This is a genomic window from Sphingobacterium puteale, from assembly GCF_003627955.1.
In the GTDB taxonomy this organism is placed as follows: Bacteria; Bacteroidota; Bacteroidia; order Sphingobacteriales; family Sphingobacteriaceae; genus Sphingobacterium; species Sphingobacterium puteale.
Map to the genome: position 1 here is coordinate 193,004 of NZ_RBWS01000010.1, position 15,873 is coordinate 208,876.

Below are 15,873 nucleotides of genomic sequence, written 5' to 3' on the forward strand. Positions count from 1 at the left end.
GATTAAACCCTTTAAAAAACCTATTTTTAAAATGAACAAACTCGGAAAAGTGAGTATTTGTTGCTTGTTAGCTTGTATATCGAGCTTTTTTGATGCACAGGCGCAACAAAGAAAAGCTCCAGCTTACCCATTGATTACCCACAATCCAAACTTTAGTATCTGGTCAATGACGGATCAGTTGAATGCATCGACTACCAAACATTGGACCGAAGCGGATCATTCGCTCTTGGGACTGATCAATGTCGACGGCAATATTTATCGTTTTCTTGGGAAAGAGGAACCCAATTATAAAACGATTCTTCCTACGGCGGAGGATCAGTCCTTTACACTACAATATACTGAGTCCAAACCTGCGGGGGACTGGCAGTCTTCTTCTTATCAGGCCAGTGACTGGAAATCAGGTGCTGCCCCTATAGGTGATGATCAAAGACATGTCAAGACTTTGTGGAAATCGGATGATATCTGGGTACGTCGTACCTTTAATGTGACTGACCCGAAAAGCATCAATGAACTCTTCTTAAAACTGAACCACGATGATAATGTCATGGTGTTTTTAAATGGAAAAAAGGTTTATGAAAAGGCGGGTTGGACAAACAGCTTCCAGTACTTGCCGATAAATAAGTCAGACCTAAAGGCTGGCAAAAATCAGATTGCTATACATCTTCGCAATACTGCCGGAGGCCGTTTTCTCGACTTTGGCCTGGTAGATAGGCTCAAAGAGGAGGGAGCAAAGATACAAACTGCCATACAGAAAGATGTGGAGATAACAGCCACACGTACCGTATATAACTTCCAGGCAGGTAAAGTCGATCTGAAGCTTACATTTACGTCGCCGCTGTTGATGGATGATCTGAATCTATTGGCTAGGCCTGTATCTTATATAACCTATCAGGTAAAAGCAAATGATGGAAAACAACATGCTGTAAAAGTCTTTTTAAGTGCTGCATCCAACATTGCGGTTTATAAACCATCACAGGAGGTCGTTGCTGAAAAATATGAGACTGACAAATTAGCTATTTTGAAAACAGGGACAGTCGAACAACCTATTTTACAAAAAGGAGCTGATGATATGCGTATCGACTGGGGCTATTTCTACGTTGCCTCACCAAAGGAGAATCAAGCACGGCAGTTTGTAAGTCCGATGGCAACGGCTGTGGATAATTTTAGAAAAGGGAATACAAAATCAACTAGTACAAAGGGAACAGCATTATCCTTGAATACAATTATTCCTTTTGGGACGGTGGGCAACACGGAAGTCGAACGTTTTGTTGAACTTGGCTATGATGAAATTTATGCTATCCAATATTTCAAAAAAGATCTGCGGCCCTGGTGGAATAATTCGGGTAAGGAAACCATCGAAAATCAACTCACATTAGCGGCCAATGAATACCGCACAGTAATGAACAGATGTGTTGCTTTCGACAAACAAGTTTATGCTGATGCTTTGAAATCAGGGGGAAAGGAATATGCGCATTTAACAACACTGGCCTATCGTCAGAGTATTGCTGCACACACCTTGGTGAAAAGTCCACAGGATGAATTGCTCTGGTTGTCCAAAGAGAACAACAGTGGTGGTTTTATCAATACGGTCGATGTCACTTACCCCTCTGCACCTTTATACCTGATTTATAATCCTGAATTGTTGAAGGGCATGTTGACGGGTATCTTTTACTTTAGTGAAAGTGGCAAATATCCTCACCCTTGGGCGGCACATGATCTGGGTACATATCCATTGGCCAATGGACAGACTTATGGCGAGCCAATGCCTGTCGAAGAGTCCGGAAATATGATTATTTTGACAGCCGCGATTTCAAAAGTACAGGGGGATGTGAGCTATGCACGTAAGCACTGGAAGACGCTCACCACTTGGGTAGACTACCTTGTAAAGGATGGTTTTGATCCGAAAACACAATTATGTACAGATGATTTTGCGGGCCATCTTGCCCGTAACGTAAACTTATCGGTAAAGGCTATTGTGGGGATTGCCTGTTATGCGCAAATGGCTGAGGCGATCGGTGAAACTGAGACGGCGAAGAAATATCGTGCCATCGCAGAGGAGATGGTGCCAAAATGGATGGAAATGGCAGATGCCGGAGACCATTACGCGCTGACATTTGACGATAAAAATACCTGGAGCCAAAAATATAACCTGATCTGGGACAAGGTGCTGGGATTGAATCTGTTTCCACAGAAAGTCTACAACACGGAGATTAAGTATTACCTTACTAAGCAAAGTAGATTCGGCATTCCATTGGATAGCCGAAAAGCATATACCAAAAACGACTGGATTTTGTGGACAGCAACTTTCGCACCGACAAGAGAAGAATTTGAAGCTTTGGTGCATCCGGTGTTCAACCATGCGATCCAAACAGAATCACGTGTTCCATTAAATGATTTTTACGATGCGAATACGGGGATACGTGAGAATTTTAAGGCGCGTAGTGTTGTAGGCGGTTTTTACATGAAGATGCTGTCGGATAAACTTCAGCAAAAATAGGGAGATGTATATCTTACAATAAAAAGTAATACATTTTGATACAAAAAATTAAGGGAACCAACGGTTCCCTTTTTTGTGATAAGCTATAAATTTTATTAAAACAGTTCCAGAAATTGAGACTATCTGTTTTCAGATAATCGAGGATCAGATCAACCCGTTAGTAGACTTTGGTACTCTTTACACAGCACACTTTTAAGTTTTTTAAAATCAATTTCAATGCGATCTTTGTCTTTTAGCTTATGTTTTTTCTGTAGTTTTTTCCCCGCTACCGTAATTGCTTCTTGCGTGATGAGTTGATCGAGTTGTCTTGAGGAAAGGTTGAGACAGGTACGAATGAGGGATGATAGCCTAAGTTGAAAGTCAAAGGGATAGTCCACCTCAAATGTTAAGATCCTTTCATTCAAAGACAGCAATTCATCGCTTGAAATCTGGTCATATTGTAAAGTATAGCTTACTGTGGTTAAATCGGCTTCCACCTTATTCTTTTTTCTCATTTCTTCGGAAAACGCATATTTCCAAGCCTGTTCTGTATCGTTATTTTGAAATTTGTTGAACAATATACTGTCTATTGCAGTCGGTCGGGTACGTGAAAATATGGTCAGATTGTATGTGCTGTCGCATTTTACACATCGATAAATCAACCATACGTCAACGTTTTTTTTCTGTGCATTTATTCTGAATTTTTCACTGCAATAAAATTGTTTGCTATCGCAGTGGCTACATGATTTCTTTAGTAATGGTGTATTGTTGGGACTGACAGCCCATATATATTTCTTTTGCATTATTTATAGTCGTGCTTAATATTCTTTGTCAATTTTTTTGATATTATTCACGATTTTTCTGCTATCGAAACACGAGGTTATGGATGGCCTGCATAGCAAAAAGAAATATTTGCTATAGCAGTAGGGTGAATAATAAAATCAAATGAAAACCTGTTTGGATAGGATTATCCAAATAAAAGAATGATTAGCCTGTGGTTTGTGAGGCTAACTAAGCAACTATAAATTTAAGAATTGTGTTCAAAACGTAATCGTTTGGTCTATATGCTAAGTTAGGTAATTAAATTGAAATTATTCATCTTTTAAACTATTGACCGGATTTATACGTCCTACTTTTAGCGCATGGTAGAAGATAGTTCCAAATGCAATCAACATGCTGGCGATTCCTGCAAGTATAAATATCCAAGCCTGAATACTGATTCTGTAATTGAAGTCCTGTAACCAGGTGTTCATGGCCCACCAGCCAAGAGGACAGGCGATTAGAATGGCTATGAAAATAAGTTTTATAAAATCGGTGGATAGCAATTTTATAATTCCGAGCAAACTGGCTCCAAGAACCTTCCGGATGCCGATCTCTTTTGTCCGCTGCTGGGTCACAAATGCGGCAAGTCCAAATAAGCCCAAACAGGCAATAAATATCGCTAAACCGGCAAAGGTTGAGACAATAACCTGAGTCCGTTGTACATCTGCATATAACATGGCGAATCCTTCATCCAAGAAGGTGTATTGGATTTTTTGATTTGGAGAGAATTTGTTCCAAACATTCGTAATTTCCTGAATACTTTGTTCCAACTTGTCTGATTTAAGTTTGACGGACATCATATTCGGGCTACCGCCGATAACCAGTGCCAGCGGTTTAACATCCTCATTACGCATGTTCCCAAAGATAAAATCTTCGACCACGGCAATGATTGTATAAGTTGCATAATTTCGAATTTTTGCACCGATCGGATTTTTGATGTTCAACTCTTTTACCATCTTTTGATTGACTATTATCGCCGCAGAATCTGTTGGCATGTTCATGTTGAAATTACGGCCTTCGAGAATTTTGATCCCGAAGGTGGCGATATAATCATCATCAACAATCCAGTTCTGACCGGCTACACCCACGTCTTGATTTTGTCTACCATCGTTCCAAAATGAATTTCCGTTACGTTTTACGCCGTCCATGGTAACAGGTAGATAATCACCTATAGAGACAGAAGTCACACTGGACAATTCCTTTAATTCGTTTTTTAATAATCTTTGCTTTCCATCCAGAGTGCCTGTTCCTCTTAATATGAGCACCTGCTCTTTATTGAAACCTAGGTCTCTATCTAAAATATAGTTGATTTGCTGGTTGATGACCAGGGTGCCGATAATCAGGATGATAGATGTTGCGAACTGGAAGATAACAAGTCCATTTCGAAACCAGTTGCGGTTAGATTTTAGGTTTACGTTTCCTTTTAACACGGCAATTGGCTTGAATTTAGAAAGATACATTGCGGGATAAATTCCAGATACAATAGCTATCGATAAACCAAAGATGACAAGGGTAGGGATAAAGTACCAGGTTGTCCAAGGAAAAACCAAGGATTTGCCGGCAATCTGATTAAAAAAGGGAAGTAGAAGTACAGCAAAAAATAAGGCAAATGCGATCGAAATTCCACTGTATAAAAAGGACTCCGTCATAAACTGTATAATGAGGGCTTTTCGACCGGAGCCGATTGTCTTCCGGACACCAACTTCTTTTGCACGTGTAACAGCATTGGCAGTAGACAGATTGATAAAGTTGATCATTGCGATAATCAATATGAATGTTGCTATTCCACTAAAAATATAGACCAATCGAATATCTCCACGATTTTGACTTTCAATCTTATGCGTTTGCACGTCATTGGAATATAGATGAATCTTTTCCAAGGGCTGTAAAGTCATTCTTGCAGTATTCCAAACCTCTTCATTGACCGTCATCCCTGCTTTAATTATAGCGGGTTTATAATGATCCTGGATGTAAGATTTTGTGATTTTCTTTTCTAATTGTTGAATATCGGTCCCTTCTCGGACTTTAAAATAGGTTGTATAGTTGGAGGCCAGCCAATTTAATTTTTCACCTTCATAAGGTTCATGACCACTTAAAGTCATAAAGAAATCATATCCATATAGATTGGAATTTGTGGGAATATCATCGATGACTGCCGTAATGGAATACTCGTTTGATTTATCATTATTTAGATAGATGCGTTTTCCGATCGGATTTCCGTTAAACAGTTTTGCTGCTTTTCGCTTGGTGATTACAATGGTCTTGGGATTGTCAAGCGCATGGCTTAATGAACCGAAGATTGTCTTGGTAGGGAAGAAATCCATGATCGCTTGATCCGCAAAACAAAAGCCTTCTTCAGAAAATAGTTCAGTATTGCCCGTTGTGGCGACTTGATTGGTTCCAGCACCAAACAGCGGGTTTGTTAGTAGTCTTCCGGAGGCAATAATTTCCGGAAATTCTTCTTTTAAAGTAGTGCCCGCTGGGGCAGGCAGCGATAACCCTTTTAGAACAGTATTGTCTTTATTGACCACGCCTACGACCCTGAAAAGCAGGTTAGCATCTTTGTAGAATTTATCATAGCTCAGCTCATGCTTTACATACAAAACAATGAGCATACAGATCGCTATGCTAAAGGCAAAACCGCCTATTTTTATTAATGAGAAGAAGCGTTGATTTTTTAAGCTTCTCCAAGCAGTTTTTATATAGTTTTTTAACATAGCGATATCAATTATAAATAGATGACTATTTCATGTGAAAATAGAATTGCAATTGATTTGCCATTGTTTTAGTGTGTTGGTTTTTAGTTGTTTATGTTTTGTTGTTAGAGAGGGAGACTGTTCATATTCGAACATGTTTTTGTTCAGATGCGGACAATTATACGCTGCAGTCAGCGCTGGCAAAATCTATAATCGTTAACCACCATTGTCCGTCAATTTTGGTGATATAAAAAATAAAAGTACCCGTGTCGCTGTTGACAATAATCCGTCGACTCCGGGTTTCGATACGCTTTACCCTGCTATAGAGATAGTCTAGTTCCTGCCTTTTATTCGATGTAATTTCTTCGCCGATAATGTCTGAATAGTGTGTTTTATAAAAATTAATAGATTCGGATAAGGTGTGGTATTTACCTTTATTGGCGACAAATATCCCTTTTTTATAGATTGTTTCACACTCGAAAAAAGGTTGATTGCTATAGGTTATATTTTTTTTGGTTGTGTTTGAAATCTGATCCTGCGCCAGAAAATCTTGGTAAGGGTTGTTGATCGAGCAATCTGTATGGTGATTAAAGGAGATTTTTGGACTATATGTCCAACGATTATTGACTCCCAAAGTGGTGATGAAATAGAGACCAACGTCTTTGTTAAGAAGTGCATTAAAAGCGATGCTGTCTTTATTGTTATAGGAATGAATCACGTGATCTACGATCTGGCGAACCGTACGGTGCTGTCCATAGGCAACGATATGGATGATACATGATATAACTAATATAATAGTACGCATGGTCGATCACTGTTTTCTATTCGTTACGCTAAGCAAACTTGATACCATTACTTATTTCCACTCACTTGCGACTTTTAGTAAATGTACCATAATATCTCTCTTTTCATATTTTTCAAACTTTTCGGATGTTAGTGCATTGCACAAGATATAATCCGCGGAACTGGTGTCGCTGTTAAAGCTATCGGTAAGAGCAGAAATAGCTTTGTCGAATTCATAATAATTATTATAATCAGGTTCTTCGATAAGTAGAATGTCCTTCATTTTTTGAGTGTAATATTGTTTTACCTCTTCAGGGTATTTCTTTTTGATTAGGGATAACAGATCTTCATGCCCCAGTTGAAATTGTTGTAGGGCCGTCTGATATTGTTTTTCGGTGTATAATATAGAATCTGTGGTGATACCTTTTTGTTTATAATAGGCTATAAATTCGCCATCGGGTAGTAGACCATTCTCGATAAACCAGTCCAGGGTTTTGGAAAACCGTTCGTTTTCATTTTTGATGTTTTCAAAATTGCTGCTACTTGTTATCTGCTTTTTATAAGCTTGAAAGAGTGCATCCTCTACATTTGATAACGTCAATACTTGTTTATACTGCCCTTTTTCCTTTTTTATGAAAAATATATCTTGATAGTGTTTGCTTATATCGATAACCATTGGTACGAGACAAGAGAAAGGCTGATTAATATCATTGGAGAAGAAGCCTTCCTGCCCCAGATAATTCTTGATTCGTAGTGTCTGTGGTGTAGATTTGAGTTTATTGCGTAGGATAAACGCATTGCCTGAATCTATTTTATCCATTTGCGTGTATGACTGCAAAGTATGGTCATTGTCCCAAATAGTGTCCTGACGATGGTTATTGATCGAAATAATCAAATCACTTTGCAAAATCGTTTTTCGCAAATTCAATTGTGCATAACTACTTGTAGCGAGTAATAGCAATAGGATGAGGTATAAACTTTGTTTGATCATTTAGTTTTTTCTTTTCTTCTTTTAATGTGATTGTACGATTCGTCAGGTTTGTCACAGCTGGCAAAAAATAGACTTGCGGCAGCGGTAGCTTTGGTGTCAAACTTATCTTGTTTGGGTACTAATGGCTCTTTGGTATATTGACGCAGATAGCGATCACCCTGATCGCGCTCTTGGTCATTATCCTCCGCGGACTTGCTGATGTATTGATTTGTCGCTTTGTCAAAATTATATTCTTCTAGCTCGGGATAAGAAATGTTATAGGCCGCATTAGAAAATATTGCAGTCGGCATAATGCTTCCAGCACGATCATATTCATTTTTCATTGCTAGTATTTCAAGCCAGCGCTTTTGAGTAGGGTCTGCTTGGTTTTCTCTTAAAAAGCCCTTTCTGCCGCCATAATTAGAAAGACTAATGGCGAGCTTTTTATCTTCAGTTAAATACAGGTAGGCACCGAAATTCGCCCGTGCTCGCTGTGGTTTATTATAGATTGCGATGAAGTCATTGAAGCGTTGGTCATTTTGATAGTGGAATGTTTGGTATACCGGGCCAGCATCAAAACCTTCATATTGTACAGTGAATTTCAACTGTGGCATCGGGTGCGATTGCTCATAGATATAGGGGAAATCGAAACAATTGGCCCCATCGTTGAAAACTGGTTGTATGCTGTCGTCTCCAAACTGTACAGAAGTCTTTCCCTCTTCGAAGCCTCTAAAATTGACAGATACGTCATCTCCTAAAGTGGGGTTATGGCATGCATATAACTGAAATTGCGGTAACTGGTCTGGATAGAAAAGAAGATAATCTTTTTCAAAGACATAAGAGCCAAAGACCATGGTAGCATAACCATATAACATGAATTTGCCGTCTTCAAAGAGACAGATGCCACTGAGGTCACCGTACTGTCCACTGATCGTTTTGGATCTGTCTTTACCGGTCGCGATATAATGATTGACTTCTTGTGCCATAATATTTCTGGTTATAACAATAAGGATAGCGAAACTTATGATTCGTCTAATGCATGCGATATTAAAGAACGTATTTTTCATGTACCTACCATTACTGATTTATCAAAGCTAAGAAAGGAATGCTGGCCACAGCAGTGATATTTACAAATCGTAAATAGTTTTTACGATTCGCAAAATATCAATCTTACGGATTTGATATGTGGTCTATACGCTCGTTTGTCGAAATAAAACTCATTGTATCAACTTTCGTTGCAAAAAAGAGCAAGGCCATGAGCAGGCATATTTCAATAACAAATAGTAGCCTGATTTTACCTACAGAAGAATAGCTTACTTGTAGCTTTTGATGAATTTTGGAAGAAAGGATAAGCAGTAGAAAACTAATAATTGCTGTGCTGTAATAGGCTAGAATAAAACTCAGGTTAATATTGGCAAACTTGCCTAATAAACTAAAATAGAGAAGACATAGCGTTGGAATCATAAGACAAGCAAAGGCAATCGTTTTTAATGATAATAGACCTCCTCCTAAAGGAGACTTTACGATGGTATTCCTAAGTAAGCGAGTTTTATCTTTTTGGTAAAACAGGAAAATTGCAATGCGGGCCAAATCCAATGCAATAATTGTGGCAAGTATAAAGTCCGAATTGAAATATAAAGAATAACCAAATCATTGTCTTAAAAAATTCAGGATGTAACAGGTATCTGCAATTTGACCAATGTCCCACCTTCAGGATTTTTCGTGATTTTTATGCTTGCTTTCCTGCCCAGGAGCTGCATGCGTTCGTGACTGATTGTTCCAGAGAGTGAGCGATGTGGAGTTTCTTGGATATTTGGTTCAGACTTCCCGCTATCAAGGATGTCTACCAATAAAATATCTCCATCCAATTGGAAATGAATGTCGATATTGCCTTTACAGGTTTCGAGGTCGATACCATGTAATAGGGCATTCTCGACATAAGGCTGTATCAACATTGGCGGTAACATGATGGCACTCAGATCTTGTTCGTCTGGCTGTATAATACGATAGGTAAAAGCATCTTCAAAGCGCATTTGCTGTAAGGTCAGATAATTTTCCAGTGTTTCGATCTCCTCATTTAAAGGCACCAGATTTTCTCGACTTAACTCCAGATTGCTCCGCAACAAACGACTAAAACGATTGAGATACTTGATGGCACTTTCTTTCTTATCTAATCGCACAAAACTCTGTACCGCTGCTAAGGTGTTGAAAATAAAATGTGGTTCCATCTGTGTGCGCAGTAATTGCTGTTGCAGCAGCACTTTTTCTTTCTCCTGGCTTAGGCGTCTTTGACGGAAACTATAGTATAGAAAGAATAATATAATAATCAATAAGATAAGACCCAAAGAGGATATGGCCAGCCATAGGCGGTTTTGCTGCAACTGTAGTTTATTGATCTTAATGCTTTCATTCAATGTGCGAATGGACTGATCTTTGGCCTGTAGTTGATACAATGCATTCATTTCGGCAATAGCTTGCGTGTTTTCCGAATGATAGACATTTTTCTGTAATTGAACAATATTATTTAAGACGGTTATTGCCTCTTCCTTTTTGCCCTGTAAACGGTAAAGCGCGGCCAAGCTTTTTTGAAAGAGTATTTCATTATGCGGAAAGATCAATTTAGGGAACTGTGTTCTAAGCTGTTTGGCCTTCACTATATATTGTGCTGCTTGCACAGGCTTCTTGAATAGCACATAAATTGCTGCGACATTACAGTAGTTTACGAATAGGTTATTCATTAATACCGTAGACTCCTTTATATCGCCTGAGCTTTCATCAATTTCTATTTTAAGCAACTGATAATGTAATAAAGAATCTTGCTGTTTTGTTGTTTCAAAGTACTGTATTTTCGAATCGTATAAAAAACTGATATTATATTTATCTGGAAATGTACGGTGTAGATCTTCTAGTTTCTGGAGATAGGGAAGAATTTCTTTTGCAGGTTTCTGCAATGCATTTAATACTTGAATCATCTGTACGAATACCCGCTGGCGATTGATGTGTCCCTCTGGGAGTGAATCTGAAAGCGGAAGTGCTGCCCGATTCATTTTTTCAGCAAGATTGTACTGAAATGAACTCAGATTATTTTGTGCCGCAGAGAGCAATATGGCTGATTTCGCTTCGGCAGAAAGTCCTGCGGTGCTGTCCGAGAGGACGATTGCAGCTGCTTTGTTGTAGTAATAGCCCGCTTCTCGTTCTTTTGCTTCGGCACTGCGGATATTGCCAATGCCATTGTAGATAAGTGCTTTGTATTTTAGATTACCACTTGTGGGTTCGATCAATTCGAGTGCCTGCTCTACAAAAAAACCAGCGGAATCCTGCTGAAGCATGGCATATAAGCGGGCGGTATTGTATTTAACTTTTGCAAAGAATACAGTATCTTTTCTTACATCAGGATTTTCGCTAAGTTGCCGCCAAGCTTTCTTGAGCGAGTCGCCGTTTGTACGCGTCAACCTTATGTCTTCGAGCTCCTTTATCTGTGCTAAAACAGTATCATGATCTTGGGAAGAAAAAGGCGGTCTTTTGTCACAAGCTACAATATGTAAAATAAGCAGCAAAAAGAAAATACTTCGTAGCAGATATTTCATTTGTCTGGGAAAAGCTGGGTTAAAATTATATTTCTCCGTCGTGATGAAATAGGTATTTCTTCTTTGTTTTTTAATACGATATACTCGGAGCGGTTAACGCCAGTTATATACTTGCGGTTTACCAGATAGGATTGATGGGTACGTAGGAAATATGGGGCGGGTAACAATTCCTCATAATATTTCAGCGGTTTGGATATAAGTTCTTTGGAACCGTCACTCAGAAAGAAAAAAGTATATGGGCCATCACCTTTACAGTAGACGATGTCATGAACAGCAACAATACGCACATTATGAATGGATGTCAAAGCTATACTTTCAGGTAAATCGCCATGGTGCATTGCACTTTGTGCCATATTTAGTTGTTGCATCCATTGCGGATTATTGTCGCTGCGACGACGGTAGCGTTCTAAAGCTTCTCTTAATTCAGTTTGGTCAACTGGTTTTAACAGGTAGTCTAGGGCACCATACTTGATTGCTTTGATGGCAAAATGATTATATGCGGTGATGAATATGACGTTTTGTGGGATAACATGGAGTTTTTTTAGAAGATCAAAAGCTGTACCATCCTTTAGTTGAATATCCATTAGGATCACATCCGGTTTCTTTTCTTCAATTAGTTTTACAGCAGTTCTGACACTATCGCTCCAACCAATTAGTTCTGTGTCGGTTTCCTCTTGTATAAGGTAACTGATTTCCTTACGGACAGCGGGTTCATCTTCTATTATCGCTACTGTTATCATTTTTCAAACTTTTCTGTTCGGTAAAAATAATAATTGTGAGTAAAAAAAACTTATTCATTTAATATTCGTGCTGTTTTTTTCAATATATGATAGAGATCGTCAGTCGATATATTCAGTAATTTCACGAATCATAAACGATGTTGACGGATTGTAAATGTAATAAATAGGTTGGTTATTGCATTCAGTATATTTGAGTTAAGCATAAAAATGAAGTACTATGGAATTAGCGATTGAGATCAATAGCGCGAAGGATCTGGCTGAGCTAAAGACAATTCCGAAATTGAATACGCTTTATATTCATGAATTTTTTATCAATAAGAAAATCAAAATAGATAGAAAAAATGAATTGCTTAAAATAATAGCTGATTTAAAACAGATCGATGAAATCATACTGACAATTAACGGGGAGAGCTATATAAGGACTGAATTACTGGCTGAATTGAAAAAATAGAGAAACAATTATGGGATTTTTAAACAAACTTTTTGGAAAGGGTACCAAAACAGGACAGGGTACCGAAGTAGAAGCTAAGGTAGAGCAAGGTTCTAAAGTAGAGGAAGGTATTACAGGAGCGGAACATGGAGCTAAAGTGGGGCAGGTCACGTCTATAAAGGAGCCGGAAGATAACTTGATCTATCGCACGGAACAGGAACTGATTGAAAGATTTGGTGGAATTGCCTTTGATAAGCAATATGATTTTGCAACGGTCATCGGTAATAATAATTGGAATATTGATATGAGCAAAGAGGAGATCAGTTTTGGCCCAAACCTTGATTTTCCGATTCAGGTCTTAGGGACTTTTTCACATTCGTCCGAAACTTGGCTTTGGGCATGGGCAAATAAGAAATCTGGTCTGTCTGAACATATTATGCAGCAGGCTCTTCAACTGAAAAAATATGGTGAAGATCAAGGGATTGATCTGCTCAGTAGTAGTAGCTTTGATTTTTCCAAAGACGAGTTGCATCGCATTGGTTTGATCGCTTCGGGAATGTTTAACGCAAGTGCTTATTATATTGCTGATTATGGACAGGGGGCAATGCTGGTGACAATCAAAAGCGATCTTATTGACCGTCAGCGTCAAGATGATCATCTGCGAATACTTTCTGTCTTTCCGCAGTTAATTTCCCAATTTGAAATGGATCATAGGATAGCTTTGCAGCGGTATCTGGAGGAAAAAGGGTATAAAATATCGGAACAGGGAGCACGGCTTACAGCAACAAAAAGAGGAGACACGATCACCGCAGATTTTGATGAGTTTTCGCGTCTTTCTAATCTTAAGGGATAGAAAATCGGACAGATGAGCCTGCTTAAATTAGCGCTGTTGGTTTTATTGCTTCAAGCTATACATGTGTCCTATGGACAAAACGACCAAGAGTTAAAACTTGTACAGGCATTGCTTGATCTCAACACAGCGATTGCCAATCAAGACTCGGACACCAAAGCTACACTTTCCAAAGAATTTGAGGGACGATTAATTCAAGTACTTGAGCAAGAGGATATAGTAAGTTTTAAAACCTTTGATAAGGTATTGGATAGTTTAAATTCAGCTTTTAGTTTCAAAAAATCTGGGGAGTATGAGCTGTTCACCCTCAGAAATAATTTTGAACATTGGAATTATGTGTTGAAAAACAAATATGTGATCCATAAGCAAGAAAGAACCTTTGATTACTTCCATGCGGTCTATTCGCTTGATCAGCATAGGTATTTACTAATCAAAAGAATGGATGAGCTATCTTTTTCCTGTTATAAGGCTTACTTGTATCAAGATAATTCGAGCTCGATTGATTCTAATAATCATTTTTTATCGGTGTGTAGCTGGACAAATGTTGATGAAAGCCTGTTGCAGAACAGATCTTCTCCAGAAAGTGATCAATCGAGTAAGGATCATTTAAAGTCTTATCCGCCAATACCCATAAAATTTGACGTGAAAAATAAGGTAATTTCTTATACTTTTTATCGCCAATCAGATGGGAAGAAAACAACAAGAAAAGCGAGATACTTGCATGGTGGCTTTGTGATCAAAAGTTATGATGCGAGAATGTTTGATGAATAGGTGCACGTTGAAGCTTAAAGGGGGCAGTCGGTTGTCGTGGAGCCTTTGATAGGTAAATGAGCAAGCGGTTTCTGATGAAAGGAAAAAAATAAGAAAACTCTTGCACTTAATCCATTGTTATATGAACTAGAATAAGACTGAGTATAGTCTGAGGATGAATTTGAAGTTAACACAACGATTTGTTTGGCTGATAAGAAGATACATTTTATGTTTAAATTCAGTATCAATAATGTATGATTTTATTTAATTGAATTTGGAATGGTAGTACGATTTTTTATTTGTTTTTCTTTTATTTTAAGCACAATCTATTGTTTTGGTCAGATAAATGTAGACAAAATGCGGGCTGATTATGCCGCAGCAGTTAAAGATAAAAAACTCTGTGAGACCAATTTGAAAACATTGGAAGCTACGGCAAATACCGCAACAGAAAAAGGGTATCTTGCCGCTTATCAGATTCTTTGGGCAAAGCATATGGGAAATCCTTTTTCAAAATTGGGGCAGTTTAAAAAAGGTAAGAAATTATTGGAATCGGTTATCATCAAATATCCTGATAATATTGATTTGCGTTTTATTCGTTGGAGTGTACAGACACATGCGCCATCTTTTTTGAACTACAGTAGGGACCGGTTGCGGGATAAGCAGTTTTTGGTACATAACCTATATAAGCTGCCTAATCCAGAAGCAAGAAAAATAATTTATATTTACCTGAAGGATGCGAATAGTTATCTCAAGGGGGAGCATATATTCTCTCAAACAGAGCTTGCCGAGCTTTCCAAATAAGTTGATACAGGTATCTTTGGCAAATAATTATGACAATGAACAAAATTGGAGATAGCGATTGTTGTAATTTATCGGTACCTGGAAAACATCCGAAGAAGTTCGGGTTGGTGCAAAAAACTATCTTTAGTCAGCGTTGAGTCTTATGAATTTATACTCGACAACAACTGTATTTTACATAAAGCGAATGTCAACATAGGTGGCGAACATAGTGAAACAATTGGGATGATCACCGGAATTTATACTCGATGCTTGTTGGGAATTGGTGTATGCGAGCAACAAATGGTGATAGGAAACAGTTTATTGCACTTAAATTAGAAAAGTATCAAAAGCAAGGATTTTAATGTGGAACATGTTCATAGCATTTTTAAATCTTGGCATAGGCCAAGATTTTTGTAAAGCGTAATGCGCAATTTTGTGTTATCAATAGCAATTAAAATTTAAAAAATGAAACAGGTATTTATTAATCTCGCTGTGGCGGATGTAAACAAATCAATGACTTTTTATACTCAATTAGGTTTTGAGGTAAATCTACAATTTTGCGATGATGACTCTAAATGTATGGTATGGAGTGAGCACATTTTTGTAATGATCATGACCCATGATAAATTTAAATCCTTTACGAATAAACCGATAGCGGATACAAAAAGTCATATAGCCGGACTATTTGCTCTCTCTGTGGAAAGCGTGGAGCGGGTAAATGAAATTGTTGAAAAAGGGCTAGCAGCAGGAGGAACAGAGCCTATGCCAATGATGGATCATGGTTTTATGCAATTAAGAAAGGTGGAAGATTATGATGGCCACACTTGGGAGATATTTTATATGGATATGAGTAAATTTCCGGGGGCTTAATACCGCATATCCTGACAGTAAATTTTTTCAGGTAACCATCGCCTGCCTGATAACTTTCGATCTCATTGAATGTTTGGTGGGCGATGGAAATTGTTAAATCTCTTTTCAATTTTCTGCTT

The 15,873-nt window shown here is 38.2% G+C and carries 13 protein-coding genes; 6 read left to right on the forward strand and 7 right to left on the reverse strand.

What is annotated here, in order from left to right:
- Nucleotides 1–31: 31 nt before the first annotated feature.
- Complete coding sequence (locus tag D7322_RS14785; RefSeq protein WP_121125110.1) at nt 32–2,497, forward strand: glutaminase family protein; 2,466 nt, start codon at nt 32–34, stop codon at nt 2,495–2,497.
- 149 nt (nt 2,498–2,646) lie between these two features.
- On the opposite strand, the gene D7322_RS14790 is transcribed toward D7322_RS14785, so the two are convergent.
- The 7 genes from D7322_RS14790 to D7322_RS14825 form a co-directional block, all read right to left on the reverse strand.
- A complete protein-coding gene (locus D7322_RS14790) occupies nt 2,647–3,279 on the reverse strand; it encodes a DUF1062 domain-containing protein (RefSeq protein ID WP_121125057.1) in 633 nt (210 codons plus the stop codon).
- A gap of 288 nt (nt 3,280–3,567) precedes the next feature.
- Nucleotides 3,568–6,015, reverse strand: a complete 2,448-nt coding sequence (locus D7322_RS14795; protein WP_121125058.1) for an ABC transporter permease — start codon at nt 6,013–6,015, stop codon at nt 3,568–3,570.
- A 157-nt stretch (nt 6,016–6,172) separates the two neighbouring features.
- A complete protein-coding gene (locus tag D7322_RS14800) occupies nt 6,173–6,799 on the reverse strand; it encodes a hypothetical protein (protein ID WP_121125059.1) in 627 nt (208 codons plus the stop codon).
- Between the two features lie 51 nt (nt 6,800–6,850).
- Nucleotides 6,851–7,768 carry a hypothetical protein gene (locus D7322_RS14805; protein WP_121125060.1) on the reverse strand — a complete coding sequence of 306 codons (918 nt, stop codon included), beginning with the start codon at nt 7,766–7,768 and terminating at the stop codon, nt 6,851–6,853.
- Nucleotides 7,765–8,733, reverse strand: coding sequence for a preprotein translocase subunit SecD (locus tag D7322_RS14810; protein WP_121125061.1), 969 nt, complete (start codon nt 8,731–8,733; stop codon nt 7,765–7,767). The genes D7322_RS14805 and D7322_RS14810 overlap by 4 nt, the downstream gene beginning before the upstream one ends.
- Nucleotides 8,734–9,414: 681 nt before the next feature.
- Nucleotides 9,415–11,334: a sensor histidine kinase gene (locus tag D7322_RS14820; RefSeq protein WP_121125063.1), complete on the reverse strand. Its 1,920-nt coding sequence runs from the start codon at nt 11,332–11,334 to the stop codon at nt 9,415–9,417.
- Nucleotides 11,331–12,074: a LytR/AlgR family response regulator transcription factor gene (locus D7322_RS14825; RefSeq protein ID WP_121125064.1), complete on the reverse strand. Its 744-nt coding sequence runs from the start codon at nt 12,072–12,074 to the stop codon at nt 11,331–11,333. Before D7322_RS14825 ends, D7322_RS14820 begins: the two co-directional genes overlap by 4 nt.
- Nucleotides 12,075–12,291: 217 nt before the next feature.
- Between D7322_RS14825 and D7322_RS14830 the strand changes: the two genes are divergently transcribed.
- From D7322_RS14830 to D7322_RS14850, 5 genes are all read left to right on the forward strand, one after another.
- On the forward strand, nt 12,292–12,525 hold the full coding sequence (locus D7322_RS14830; RefSeq protein ID WP_121125065.1) for a hypothetical protein: 234 nt from the start codon (nt 12,292–12,294) through the stop codon (nt 12,523–12,525).
- A gap of 10 nt (nt 12,526–12,535) precedes the next feature.
- Nucleotides 12,536–13,357 carry a DUF6882 domain-containing protein gene (locus D7322_RS14835; RefSeq protein ID WP_121125066.1) on the forward strand — a complete coding sequence of 274 codons (822 nt, stop codon included), beginning with the start codon at nt 12,536–12,538 and terminating at the stop codon, nt 13,355–13,357.
- Between the two features lie 12 nt (nt 13,358–13,369).
- Entirely contained in the window at nt 13,370–14,125 is a 756-nt protein-coding gene (locus D7322_RS14840) for a hypothetical protein (protein WP_121125067.1), read from the forward strand.
- 336 nt (nt 14,126–14,461) lie between these two features.
- A complete protein-coding gene (locus tag D7322_RS14845) occupies nt 14,462–14,905 on the forward strand; it encodes a hypothetical protein (protein WP_147430428.1) in 444 nt (147 codons plus the stop codon).
- 444 nt (nt 14,906–15,349) lie between these two features.
- A complete protein-coding gene (locus tag D7322_RS14850) occupies nt 15,350–15,754 on the forward strand; it encodes a VOC family protein (protein ID WP_121125069.1) in 405 nt (134 codons plus the stop codon).
- Nucleotides 15,755–15,873: the final 119 nt, after the last annotated feature.